Source organism: Candidatus Binatia bacterium (assembly GCA_026415395.1).
Classification (GTDB): domain Bacteria; phylum Desulfobacterota; class Binatia; order HRBIN30; family HRBIN30; genus HRBIN30.
Genome location: JAOAHD010000016.1, coordinates 132798 through 145818 on the forward strand (window position 1 = coordinate 132798; position 13021 = coordinate 145818).

Genomic DNA, 13021 nt, shown 5'->3' on the forward strand with positions numbered 1-13021 from the left:
ACCCTACCTCACCGACCCAGCTCGGCCCAGCGGGTCAATTTAAACTCTTCTGGCCGCGCCTGGGCTGACTCGACCCAGCCCCTTGCCTCTCGTTCACTGGCAAACGCCCCTAGATTGCCGCCCATGGGGCTGCGGATGCCGGCCCACTGAAGCACCCATGCTTCGTTGCCCTCGATCCATCTGGGCGGATCCAAAAACGAATGCAGGTAAACGCGTGCCACCCCTCGTGGGTGTGCTGACACGTAGCGACGCGCACACTCAATGGAATCGAAGAACAAGACACGTCCTTTATCCGTGTGTACCTGAACTGCGAACCGGCGATCGGCGATCGTCATCTGGCACTCGGTACATTGCACCGGAGCGGCGGGCAGCTCCACGGGCCCGCGAGGCTGGCATTGTAAAGCTGCGCTCGCGAGTGCAATCACCATCAACGCACGCAGTCGCGCTCCCCCACTCCTTCGCATCCGCGACATCCCTACGAGTTACTGGGGAGACCCGCCCGCTCTTGTCGACGAAGAACTCCGCCACAACAGCCAAGCACCGATAACCCCACATAGTCCCGCTAACACCAGACCAATGCCGCCCAGGTGGGGTAACGAGACAGCAGTGAAGTTGAGAAGATTTTTGCTGCCGATCAACGGAGGCTGGTAGGACATTCCCGGGATCTTGATGGGAGCCGTGGGATCCAAATTGTGGCCATAGTCGTAGCCCCAAAGGTAGAAATCGACCAGGCCGACCACGCCTAGGAGAGAGAAGGCAACTGCCCACAGAATCGCCAGCGCTTGATTGGGGAGCGCCGCGACAACGAACGCCCATCCCGACATGGCGATTACGGCAACCGGCATCCACCGCAGCTCAGGAATTCCAGACGGAACGATGTGCTTCATTCCGATGTAGTGGTTGAGCCCGTTCACCAAATCGAGCTGGCCGGTGATCCGGTTAATCCAGATGTACATCGAGATGCCCTCGGGGTACTGGGGTGCATAAAGCCGGATACTCCACAATGGCACCACGAAGTTCACGAGGGGAAGAAGGCCCGCAAGTAGAAAACACACTCGCGGACCACTGCTCAACCGGTTCATCGCTCCCCCTTTCACTTTCCCGTGCCGTACCTCAAAGGGACATCGGCTGTGGGCGCGGACACCCGCACGTATCCCTGCATCTCTTGGTGTAAGGCTGAGCAGAAATCTGTGCAGTAAAACGGATACACGCCCACGGCCTTCGGCACCCACTTGAGCGTCCTCGTCTCGCCGGGCATGACCAGCAATTCGGCGTTCTCCGAACCGAAGACTGCGAATCCGTGTGGGATATCCCAGTCCTGCTCGAGATTCGTGACGTGGAAGTACACCGTATCGCCGAGGCGGATGCCTTCGATGTTGTCTGGGGTGAAGTGACTGCGAATCGCGGTCAGGTATACATGGACCTCGTTGCCCCGCCGTTCCACTCGGGCTTCTTTTTCGCTCTTCACCGCATCGGGGTGATGATTCTTCTCGATCGGGTAGATCTTTGCCACCTTGTCCTTGATCAAGTTCGCTGGTAGCGCCTGCGCGTAGTGCGGTTCGCCGACGGTGGGAAAGTCGAGCAACAATTGCATTTTTTTGCCCGAGATGTCGTACAGTTGCGCCGACTGCGTGAGCTCTGGCCCGGTCGGTAGGTAGCGATCCTTCGTAATTTTGTTCATGGCCACTAAGTACTTGCCCCACGGCTTCTGTGAGTCGCCGCCCGGAATCATTAAGTGGCCAATGGAGTAGTAGGTCGGTACACGGTCCACCACTTGCCAAGTGCCCAGTTGCCACTTGACGACTTCGGAGCTGACAAAGCACGACGTGTAGGCAAAACCTTGTCCGTCAAACTCCGTGTGCAATGGCCCAAGGCAGGGCTTCTCGACCTCGCCGGCAATCGTCGCTTCGTAAGCCAACACAGGGATGCCCGCGACCTCGCCAGCAAATTTCTTCTCCGCAATCGCCTTCTGCATCTTGCTGAAGGAGTGCACAGGAATCACAGTGGCCAACTTCCCACCGCCGACGATGTATTCCCCCGACGGATCGACATCCACCCCATGAGGGGACTTCGGCGTTGGCAAATAATAGATCACACCTGGGCAGGCAGCCGCGTCGAGCACCGTCACTTCCCGCTTGACCTCGCTAACCGCGAGGTGACGCTCCTCGTCGTACACGTTGTGATAGTACTCCGCTGGCCACTGTTCGCCCTTGCCCTCCTTCAAACAATCCTCCGCTCGCCGCCAATTCACGGCTGCAGTAAAGTCTTTGTCGTTTTGCGAGGCACGGATCTCGAGCAGCGTGTGTGCTTGCTCTGTGTTGTAAGAGGTAAAAAAGCACCAACCGTACGACGGCCCTTTTCCACAGTGGGCCAAGTCGTAGTCGAAGCCCGGAACCAGCAACTGAAAGGCCAAATTCATCCGGCCGGACTCGGAGTCCACCGCGATAAAGTTCAACGTCCCCTTGAAGTTCTCCTTGTAGCTTTGAATCGGAACGTCGCGCTGTGGGATGGGCACCGAAAACCGCGTCGCGGAGACGACGTATTTCGTATCCGGCGTGACGAACGGCGAGGCATGGTTGCCCCCGGAGTTGGGAATTTCCAGGATCTCTACGGTTTGAAAGGTCCGCAAGTCGGTGCGACCGATGCGAGGCGTGTTGTTGGAATTTCCGAACAACCAACGCCCGTCCGGCACGCCGTTGGTCTGGGATAATTCGGGGTGGTGATAGTCATCCCAGGGGATGAAGCCATGAGAAGTCATGAGTAACGGCTTCGTCTCCTCGGAAAACCCGTAGCCGTTCTCCGGATTTACGGCGAAGACCGGAATCACGCGGAGCAACCTTCCGGACGGTAAACCGTAAACCGCCACCTGACCGGAAAAGCCACCCGACAAGAACGCGTAAAATTCATCGTGCTTTCCGGGTGGAACGTAAACCTTCTGGGCCGCATCCTGAGCCATGAATCCCTGGGTCGACACCTGCTGTTTGCAGCTTGTGCCCCCTGAAACTGCAAACACTGCTACCAAACCTAAAACGAAAGGCGCAGCTTCCTTTGCCGTCGCACGCTTGGGACACCTCCTACTCCGCATTACCGCGGCAAGTTGTGGCAATTTCGATGCCGCCAGGCCGGCTGCGGATCAGTGCCGCAGGGGCGCATCACCTGTTTGCTGAAGGTCCTCACCAGTTCGCAGAACTGCGGAAGGCGCCGCGCTGATCATCCCAAGTTCGCAACACAGGCACGCGGGCTCGCGCTTCGAACGCGCACACACACCGACGAGCTCCGGCAGCGGAAAAAGAGGCCAGGGGTGCGGGGCACGACCCGACAAATCAAGTCAGCCGGCTACCCGCAAGCGCGCGAAAAAGGGGCTAGGTCAAGAGTCGCCGTCCACCTGGCGGAAATATTCCAAGATGGCTCGCGCATCTTCTTGCGAAACGTTCTGGAAGGTCATCTGCGTCAGGTAGGTCGCCAGCAGCTCTCTCGCGGCTTCATCCTTTTGAGTCATCTCTACCGGATTCAGAATCATGTTCATGATCCACTCCGGTGCTCTTTTCTGCGTGACCCCCTTTAGTGGGGGTCCGACGAAGCGCTCATCGAAACGATGGCAAGCAGCACATTTTTGCTCGAATATCCCTCTTCCTTTCTCCGCTAAGGCTTTGTCCAAAGGCCCGAGCTGCACATTCTGAACCGGACCAATGCCCTTTCCCGAGTGGCCCGCAGGGGCGGACACTTGCGCCGCCGATGAAGACCCAGCTTGTGGCTCTTCCGAACGCGAACAACCGCCCACGGCCAGTAACAAGACACCGACGCTTACTAAGACCGAATAAGGCATGATCGTCTTTCCTTTCTCCGAATGCGCTGCCAGAGGTTCTCGAGGGCAGTTGCCCTCCAAAAAGCAACCCGCGTACCGCGAGAGCAGCATTTCTCCCACAGGGCGATACTCGGAAATCAATTCACGAGCATTGGAAGCTCGAGCGTTTTGCCATGCCTTGCACCTGAGCGTGCCACTTACCCAGACGCTGCGCCATCCGCTCCCGGAGCGACAGCGTGGCTGGTTTCAGGTGCGATTGATCAATGTGGCCGCCACCGCAGCACCAAACCCGTTGTCGATGTTTACCACGGTTACCCCAGCGGCACAGGAATTCAGCATTGCGAGCAAAGCTGCGAGCCCGCCGAAGCTCGCGCCGTAGCCGACGCTGGTTGGCACGGCAATCACCGGCCGATCAACCAAGCCCGCAACGACGCTGGGCAAAGCGCCTTCCATGCCAGCCACGACAATCAGAACCCGTGCGCGACGCAACGCATCCACGTGCGCCAACAAGCGATGCAACCCAGCAACCCCCACATCATGAATTCTTTGCACGCGGTTTCCAAAGAACTCGGCGGTGAGAGCAGCTTCTTCGGCCACCGGCAAATCCGCCGTCCCAGCCGCAACAACAACCACCTGTCCCTTGCTCGTCAGCCGCCGCTTTTTAGGCGCGATTGTCGCAACCCGCCCCAGCGGGTGATACTGCAGGAGGGGCAAGGCCTCTTGTAAAGCGGCGGCTATCGTTGGCTCAACTCGGGTGATCAAGACGCCGTGCCCTTTCGCCTGCAAAGACCGGGCGATTTCAACGATGTGCTCTGCCGTCTTTCCTGGGGCAAAGATCACCTCAGGGAGTCCAGTACGCAGAGCCCGGTGATGGTCGACCTTGGCAAATTCCAAATCCTCAAAGGGAAGCACCTTGAGTCGTTCAAAGGCTTCGCCAGCGCTGACTCGCCCTTCCTGCACATCCTGCAACAGCGCTTTGAGCTGCTTCAATTCCATCGTCACCAAACCTCGCTCGTGCTCCCACCTTGCCCCAGGACTCAAGGTGAAAAATGGTCGAAGCCAGGACGCTCGAGACGGAATTGCCTACCTCCGGTTCTGAATCGTACTCTCCGACCGGGGACAACCTCGCCAATGACTCTCACACCTACGGCTTCGCGGCGACTTAACCGTTCGACCTCTGGCATCTTGTGCGGGGGGACCGTGAATAACAACTCGTAGTCCTCGCCTCCTGCGAGCGCCAAGCTAACATCCTCACCCATCACCCTCCTGTACGCCCTACTCAACGGCATTGAAGAGATTTCTAATCGCGCTCCTACTCCACTCGCGTCGCAAATGTGCTGCAAGTCTTGCACGAGCCCGTCACTGACATCGATCATTGCGGAGACAAGTTTGCGTGCGACCAGGAGCCGAGCGAATCGATCGCGCCGCGGCGGCAGTCGCCAACGGTTCCGTAACGATGGCGGGCATGGCTTGCCCGCCTCTAAAAGGCGGACGCACAATGCTGCGTCTCCCAAAGTTCCCGTCACCACCACAAGGTCCCCCGGCATCGCACCGCATCGGGTCACCACTTGACGCGGAGCCTCGCCAATCACTGCGAGCACGAGCGCGAACTCTTCAGCACGGTGCAAGTTCCCTCCGACCACAAATGCTCCCCACTGGCTCGCTTCCCGCGCCAGCGCTAACTCGAGCCGCCGTAGATCACAGAGCGCAACATACCTCGGCACCCCGCAGTCAACGAGCACAAAACGCGCTAGCCCGCCCATGGCCGCAATATCGCTTGCGCCGACGCGAAAACTGCGGCGCCCCAACGCTGACCAGGAAATCCACGGTAGGCGGAAGTGAATGCCCTCGACCTGGCTATCGACAGTGAGTAGCCAATCTTTGCCATCGACGCGCACCCGCGCAGCATCGTGCCCCGGGCCGGTAACAACCTTCGCCCCCTGTGGCAAAGAAGGGAGTAAGCGACGAAGGAACGCAAACTCCCCTACACCGGACCTCACCGCCGACGACACAGGCCGACACTTTTACCTGAGCCCATCCACGAATACCACCGTGCAGTTCAACGCCCACCGGGAGGAAGCAATGGCCGACGCGCGCCAACGATCACGAAGGCGAGTTCGCTGTCTCCCCGGCCCACAGCAACAGCTAGCCAACTGCGAACGACGACAGTAGGTGCGCACTCGCCAGGCGTACTCACGGACGGCGGTTACAGCACCGAGGGAGCATTGTGGCGATGCCAGCCCGACCGGCCGTCCAGCCATCCGTGCGCAACGCTTTCGGAGAGCGCGGCGATCGTTTTACTTTCCAAAGCGCTTGCCGGATTGCTCCACCGTCGGAGCGCAATGTTCGGTCCCAAACGCACGTTGCGGGGGTCGCCAAAGTCTGCCCTGGAGTGCGCGTCAATTACCCTGTGGTCTTTTGGACCTTTTCTTTTTCCCCTTCGCATTAGCGTCGCCAGGCTTCTTCTCGGCGCTGCTATCAAGACGAGACTCTCCGCCCCCTCTCCCAGTGAGCTCACTCCTGCTCTCCCTGCGAGACCCGCCCCGCGGCTCACCCTTACGCACCTGGTCCGGCGCCGGGAGGCGACCACTAACCGCATGACCGACACCTACGGTTTTCTCTTCTCGCTGAGCCCGGCCACTCGGCTCGTCCGTCCGTACGCGGTTTTGGGGGCGCGCCAAGGGGTCGTTGGGAAAATAGTCCGTCCAATCCACGGGCTCCGCCTGCAGCGACTCCATCAAACCCCACCAAAGTGAGAAAATCACTACCCAAAATACGCTGGCACGCATAGCCAAGCGAACCAGCAAACACCGTGCTGCACCAGAAATATAAAGGGAACGCGCGAAAATCCTACAAATTTGTCCGATCCCTTCGAGTTTTTGTGCCACCAAACGAACACTGCGCCAACAGAGTGGCAGCACGAATTGGATAGGCTCCCGCCTCCCTTGCGTTCGCTACGCACCTTCCACCTGGCACAGCTTCTGCTGAAAAGCCGCCGGCACTCAGGAGGGCTTGTTGTGGATCATCGGCAAATCACACAGACAATGACTGGTCGGGTTCTGGTCTTTCGGGTGGACGATGGCCGCTTCTGCATCCATGCGGACTGGGTAGATGCAATTTATCCCCGCAAGGAAGTCACCTTACACACCCTCAAGGGAGCGGATGGATCCGTTCAGCAGTTCATCATTCATCGCGGACAGCCAGCATGGGTGATGGACCTGCGGCAGGCATTCGGTCTCGACGAGGTCCTCGGCATTGCCGAACGGCCTGCGTTTGCGGTGGTGCGATCGGGCTCCGCATTTCTCGCTGTCCGGGTAGATGAATTCACTGGCGTGCGGGAGCTTGACCTGACCGAGCGCTCTCCCGTGGCTAGTGCAGTGGTGCGGGACGGGGGCCAACCGGTCGGTCACTTGGTGGAATTCGATGGCGAACTGCATGTTTTGCTGGACCCGAACCGCATCCTAAGCAACACGCTGAGGGACGCCCTGGATCCGCTCCTCGAGGAAGCGCTCGCCTTTCGTGACCGTCAGGCCAAACTCGAACGGCTGGTTCCCGAACTCCGGCGCCATTGTACTCCAAGCGGGCTCAAAGCTTACGCCCGCCTTACGCGACGGAATGGACTGGCCCGCGCATCTTCAGCCGCACGTACCGTGCTTGCGATTTTCGAGCAGCCACCCGCCTTCAACGGCGGCGTCGAAGGCAACCTTGGCGGGGACAAACTGCTGCGAGATCTTCTGGCTCTCGTCGCAGCACATCAGTCGGGAACCATCCGGATTCAAAGCCACCAAGGGTCCGGATCGATCTTCCTCCATGGGGGCGACATCTTCGATGCCGAGTTTGGGCAAGACCGAGGCCACGCGGCGCTCAAAGAGCTGCTGGCGCTGCGCGAAGGTACTTACAGCTTTGACAGCAGTGCGGCCCCTCCCACCACCCGTCGCATCCCGGACTCTCCAGCATGGGTTCTCACTGAGATCGTCGAGCAACTCACCGAGGAGCGCCGTGTGAAGCATCTCCGTGATGCAAACTGATCGACAACCGAAGGGGAGCGAAGTGAATGATGGATCGTAAACCTAAAGTACTTGGCGTGGACGACAGCCTTACGATCCGTAAGGCACTGGAAATCGTGCTCAAGCCTGCTGGCTACGACCTTGAGCTGGCAGTGGACGGAGCGGACGCAATCGCGAAGGCGAAAAGTTTCAAGCCGGACGTCATTTTGCTCGACTTCATTTTACCCGACATGCGCGGTAGCGAGGTGTGCCAGCACCTAGCCTTGGATCCGGAAACCGCGCACATCCCCGTGATCTTGGTCTCGGCGAAGGGGGCTGAGATCCGGCAAGCCTACCGGGACGCGCGCAACGTGGTGAGTTACATCGCCAAGCCCTTCAAGCCCCAAGTGGTCACCGGCATTGTTGCCGAAGTGTTGGCGAAGACTGCCGCCGGCGAGCAGGTGAAGGCTGCGGTGCCTGTGCACGAAGCCGAGGGCCTGTCCATCCCCCCAGTTGCACCCATGCAACCGCCCATCGCTACGCCACCGGTTGCTGCAACTCCCCCGCCGCCAATCGCCCCGCTGCACGAGCCGGCGTCGGAGCTGTCTGCGAGCAGCCCTCCTGCGGTTGCACGAGCCTCGCAACAATCCGCAGCGCCCACTCCGCCCGTGCGCAAGGTCGCACGGAGGGAGGCGCCGATGCTGCCTTTCGGCGAAGCTCCGCGCGCAGAGTTTGGTACACCTTTCACCTCCGAAGCAAATCGGCGCGAGGCTTTGGATCTCATGTTCGAAACTTTGCGCTCGAGCACGGAGGGGGTTTACGTCGAAGAGGTAGACACGCCACTCGGCGCAACAGCGGATCAAGCCAAGTCCTACATCGAAATCCTCGAAGCTCTCATCCGCGAGCTTGGAGAGGGCCTGCAGCATGCTCGCTCCGGTGTGAAGTACAGGTTGTACAGCGACGGGTCGGTGCGTTCCTTTGATGAGTCGCTGCATGAAATTTTCCGCCGTTCCTGCAGGTTGCTGTTTCGGGCCACGTCTGCCGGCGCTGTCGCTCACGAAGCACCCGCTCAAAAGCTGCGGGTTTTGATTGTGGCGACAAAAGGGAGCGCGGTGCACCGGCAGATTTCGGCGGTGGTTAGTGCCCACCCAGAATGGCAAGTGTTTCACGTCACCGAAGGCTTCCGACAACTTCCGATGATCGTGCGGCTATTCGCACCCGCGGTGGTGTTGACCGAGGTCACTTGGTCCGGAGCACTGTGGGAACAGCTCGGCCTCGCGGCCCGGCTGCCGGAACTGGCTGCCGCTCGTGTCTTTGGCATTGTCAGTGGCGAGCGCCCCATTCCCCCAGCCTTCGTCGATGAAACCAAGCGCCAAGCGGTGCTTCAAGAACACGGGATTCAAAACCTGGTCGGGTCGCTTTTCGAGGCCGAAGAGCAACTCGCGACGCCATCACAAAGCGTCGAGCCTTCCTACGATGCTGGTACGTTCGACGGACAAGAGTCGCCGCAGGTCACCGATGGCTCAACCCCGCCGCGACCGACTGGAACTGACGAGGTGGCAAGCAGCCCGTCTGCGACGCCGTAAACGAATTCGCAAAGAACTTTGAACCGCTTCCAATCGGAGGGAACAACGAACCATGCCGAAGATTTTAATCGTCGACGATATTCGCAGTGACGTACAATTGATGGCCGACACGTTGCGGCCTGCTGGCTACGAATGCATCCGTGCCAGCAACGGCTTGGAAGCCATCGAACGGGCGCGGACCGAACAGCCCGACTTGATCCTCCTCGATATCGTCATGCCCGGCCAGGATGGCTTCGCCACCTGCCGGCAGCTCAAACGCGATGCCGCGACAAAGCACATTCCTGTGGTGATCGTGAGTTCCAAAAACGGCGAGAGCGACCGCTTCTGGGGGCAACGTCAGGGAGCATCCGACTATCTGACGAAGCCATTTTCGCCCAGTGACCTACTTGCCGTGGTGCGGAAATACGTATGAAGAACGCCGAAGTCTCGCCCAGTAACGCAGCGCCTCCGATTGAGGTTGCCGACCAGTTGTCCGAGCGTTTGGCTCAGCTCGGCCATGAGCACTGCATTTTCTCCCGAAACGGCGAACTATTCGCGATCCCCGTCAGTACCGCCCGCGAAGTATTGTTCGACGAAACGCCGGCCCCGGTGCCGCTGGCTCCTGAGATCGTCGTCGGCGTCATCAATTTGCGGGGCGAAGTGCTGCCTTTGGTCCGCTTCGACCTCCTGTTGGGATTTCCAGCCCGCGTGTTCGCTCCTGAGGACCACGTCCTCGTCCTCGCCATCGATGGCATCCAACTTGGCCTCGTAGTCGACCGGGTTCGCGAGGTGCGCCCCATCAATCCCTTGGACATCAAGGCGGCCACCGAAGCCGAAGTCGGGCGTCCCCATGTGAAAGGCTACTGGGAGGGCCCGCTCGGAGTCGTGAATGTGCTCGACGCGCGAAGTTTGGCTCAGGCAGCCGTAGCGCTTGCGCGAGACGGATTCCAACAGCGCCGGATGCAAGGAGTTAGCACCCGCGAGCTCTCATGAGTTCCGCACGAAGGGAGGGTCTGCAGCATGGCAACCAAAGTCGAAGAAAAACCCCAAGCGAAGCGAGGACGCGCGGTCCGCTTCCCCATCCTGTGGCAACTGATCTTGGCGTTCGTGCCCTTGGCGGTGGCTGCAATCGCGGCGGTGGGATATATCGGGTACAAGGTCGCCTCAGACTCGTTGCGGCAACAGGCGCTGCGGCAGCTCGCTACCGTGCGCGACAACAAGCAGCGCGAAATCGAGCGTTACCTCAACGGCCTCGAAGACCAAGTCCTCAGCCTCGCGCGCAATCCCAGCACAGCGCTCGCGGTCAGACAGTTCATTAGTGCGGTGAAGGAGCTGGACAGTGACCCCGCCACCGAGGGAGACAAACTTCGTCCCCATCAAGAAGCGGTGAAGCAGTACTTCAGTACGTTTTTCGGCAAGGAGATCGAAAACAAAACCCTCGCCTTAAGCGAGATTGTCTCACCACAGCGCTCGGGAATTTACTTGCAGTCCCAGTACATCGCCAACAACCCAAACCCGCCCACCCGCAAGTTGCTGCTCGAAAACGCTAAGGACAACACCCGTTACAGCAGTTACCACGCCGTATGGCACCCGGTGTTCGTGAACACCGCCGTTCGCTTCCGCTACGAGGATATTTACCTCGTGGATACCGGCACCGGGCGCGTGGTGTACTCAGTGAACAAGGGCCCGGACTATCAAGCAAACCTCCTCGAGGGCCGATTCGCACAAAGTGCCATTGGTCAACTATTTCAGCGGCTGCAGGAGGAAGCGCGCGAGGGTGATTACCTCTTCCTCGACTTCTCGCCCTACTTTGCGCAACACGGAAGAGCCTCCGCATTCGCCGGGAGCCCAATTTACGAAGCAGGGCAAAAAATCGGCGCCTTGATCGTGCAACTCAACATCGAGGAAATCAACGCGATCATGACGGCCGATAGCCAATGGGCTCGCTCGGGCTTGGGGCAAACTGGTGAGGCATATCTGGTGGGCGTCGGGAAGGATGACCAGTTGCTCCGCAGCGAATCGCGCTTTCTGAGTGAGCTTGGCCAGACGAACCCCGCCGTTGCGCAAGCGCGCACTGCGGTGCTGCGCCAGAAGGTCGACACAGAGGCTACGCGGCTAGCGCCGGGGCGGGAAGAGTTCTCTGGCCGTTACATTGGCTATCGCGGCGTGCCCGTGCTCGGCACCTCCGCACCACTGGAAAACCTGCACGGTCTCGACTGGGTCGTCGTCGCGGAGATCACCGAGGAGGAGGCTCTGCAGCCGGTTGTTCAACTCCGCAAGATGACCACCGGCCTGGCCAGCGCACTGATCGGCGGTTTCGTGCTCACGGCGCTCCTGGTTTCGACAAGCTTCTCGCGACCGGTACGCGCCCTCGCAAACGTGGTTGCCGAGATCCAAAAAGGGAACTACCGTGCCCGCGCGCGGGTGCGCGCCCGCAACGAGCTCGGTTTGCTCGCTCAAGGTTTGAACCAAGCCTTAGACGAGCGCGTGGACGCCCTTGTGCAAGCAGAGGAAGAGCACCGGCGCCTGCAAAAAGAAATCCGCGACCTGCTCATGGTCGTGGCTGCCGCGGCGGACGGCGATTTCACGCAACGCGCGGTCGTGGGTAGCGGCACTTTGGGGAACCTGGCAGACGCCTTAAACCTAATGTTCGAGAACGTCGGGGCACTCATTCAGCACCTCCGTGGGGCCTCTGCACGCGTGTTCGACGCCGCCACGGGTATTCGTGCCTCTGCAGATCAACTGGCCACCGGGGCCGTACAACAAGCTGAGGAGGTCGCTCAAACCACTGAAAGCGTGGTGAACATGAGCGAAAAGATCCAAGCCGTGCAAACCGATGCGGCGGTTGCGGCTGAAGCAGCGCGCAAAACCGAAGCTGCAGCGCAACAGGGTGGCGACTTGGTGAAGCGCGTCATCGCCGGCATGGACGCCCTGCAAAAGAATACCCGAGCTGCTGCGGTAAAGATCAAGCGGCTCGGCGAGCGGTCCATGGAGATCTCCACGATTACGAACACGATCCAGAAGATTTCGGCGCAAACCAACATGCTCGCCCTCAACGCTGCCATCGAGGCTTCGCGCGCTGGTGAGCACGGCCTCGGCTTCAGTGTGGTTGCCGACGAAGTGCGCAAACTGGCGGAACAAACCGAAGCGGCAACCCGAGAAATTGCTGAGTTGATTGCCTCGATTCAAGCGGAGACGAATGACGCAGTCGGCAACATCGAGCGACAAGCGCAATACGTGGAGGAGCAGACCTCGATGGTGTTCGATGCCGGTGCAAGCCTGGAACAAATTCTCGAAGCCTCCACGCAAAGCGCTCAGCTCATCGCCGACATTTCTCGCGCCACCGAGGAACAGGCAGCCACAGCCCAGCGGGTGAGTATGGCCATGCAGAGCATCTCGGAGGTCGCGCGCCAGGCACAAATGGCTGCAGAACGTACCCAACAGAACTCCGCGAGTCTGTTCGAAGTGGCCAAGCAGTTGAACGAACAAATCGGACTGTTCAGAGTTCCAGACGCGGAGTTCGAACTGGCTCCGTCCGAACCTGTGGCCGCACCAGCCGATGGTCCCCAGGGCGTTCCGGGGAGCGAAGGAGAGCTTGTCAATCGCGGCAACGGCCGAGCACTCTCCTTCTCGTAACAAGCAACTGCATAAGGCGAGGGGGAGTC

Annotated in this window: 11 protein-coding genes; 5 read left to right on the forward strand and 6 right to left on the reverse strand. The window is 59.8% G+C overall.

What is annotated here, in order from left to right; all coding sequences use genetic code 11:
- Nucleotides 1-8: 8 nt before the first annotated feature.
- From N3C12_12275 to thiL, 6 genes are all read right to left on the reverse strand, one after another.
- Nucleotides 9-428 carry a nitrous oxide reductase accessory protein NosL gene (locus tag N3C12_12275; protein MCX8073209.1) on the reverse strand — a complete coding sequence of 140 codons (420 nt, stop codon included), beginning with the start codon at nucleotides 426-428 and terminating at the stop codon, nucleotides 9-11.
- A gap of 54 nt (nucleotides 429-482) precedes the next feature.
- Nucleotides 483-1082: a hypothetical protein gene (locus N3C12_12280; protein MCX8073210.1), complete on the reverse strand. Its 600-nt coding sequence runs from the start codon at nucleotides 1080-1082 to the stop codon at nucleotides 483-485.
- An 11-nt stretch (nucleotides 1083-1093) separates the two neighbouring features.
- Nucleotides 1094-2956 carry a Sec-dependent nitrous-oxide reductase gene (gene nosZ, locus N3C12_12285; protein ID MCX8073211.1) on the reverse strand — a complete coding sequence of 621 codons (1863 nt, stop codon included), beginning with the start codon at nucleotides 2954-2956 and terminating at the stop codon, nucleotides 1094-1096.
- 411 nt (nucleotides 2957-3367) lie between these two features.
- The gene (locus tag N3C12_12290) at nucleotides 3368-3826 is read right to left on the reverse strand and encodes a cytochrome c (protein MCX8073212.1); all 459 of its coding nucleotides are present in this window, start codon (nucleotides 3824-3826) and stop codon (nucleotides 3368-3370) included.
- Between the two features lie 225 nt (nucleotides 3827-4051).
- Nucleotides 4052-4801, reverse strand: coding sequence for a nickel pincer cofactor biosynthesis protein LarB (gene larB, locus N3C12_12295; protein ID MCX8073213.1), 750 nt, complete (start codon nucleotides 4799-4801; stop codon nucleotides 4052-4054).
- A gap of 41 nt (nucleotides 4802-4842) precedes the next feature.
- Nucleotides 4843-5817, reverse strand: coding sequence for a thiamine-phosphate kinase (gene thiL, locus N3C12_12300; protein MCX8073214.1), 975 nt, complete (start codon nucleotides 5815-5817; stop codon nucleotides 4843-4845).
- A gap of 1005 nt (nucleotides 5818-6822) precedes the next feature.
- On the opposite strand from thiL, the gene N3C12_12305 reads away from it, so the two are divergent.
- The 5 genes from N3C12_12305 to N3C12_12325 are packed head-to-tail and all read left to right on the forward strand — an operon-like array spanning nucleotide 6823 to nucleotide 12992.
- Nucleotides 6823-7833, forward strand: a complete 1011-nt coding sequence (locus N3C12_12305; GenBank protein MCX8073215.1) for a chemotaxis protein CheW — start codon at nucleotides 6823-6825, stop codon at nucleotides 7831-7833.
- A 26-nt stretch (nucleotides 7834-7859) separates the two neighbouring features.
- Nucleotides 7860-9377, forward strand: coding sequence for a response regulator (locus N3C12_12310; protein ID MCX8073216.1), 1518 nt, complete (start codon nucleotides 7860-7862; stop codon nucleotides 9375-9377).
- A 52-nt stretch (nucleotides 9378-9429) separates the two neighbouring features.
- Nucleotides 9430-9789 (forward strand): response regulator, encoded by a 360-nt coding sequence (locus N3C12_12315; GenBank protein MCX8073217.1) that lies wholly within the window; start codon nucleotides 9430-9432, stop codon nucleotides 9787-9789.
- Nucleotides 9786-10349: a chemotaxis protein CheW gene (locus tag N3C12_12320; protein ID MCX8073218.1), complete on the forward strand. Its 564-nt coding sequence runs from the start codon at nucleotides 9786-9788 to the stop codon at nucleotides 10347-10349. The genes N3C12_12315 and N3C12_12320 overlap by 4 nt, the downstream gene beginning before the upstream one ends.
- Nucleotides 10350-10376: 27 nt before the next feature.
- Entirely contained in the window at nucleotides 10377-12992 is a 2616-nt protein-coding gene (locus N3C12_12325) for a methyl-accepting chemotaxis protein (protein ID MCX8073219.1), read from the forward strand.
- Nucleotides 12993-13021: the final 29 nt, after the last annotated feature.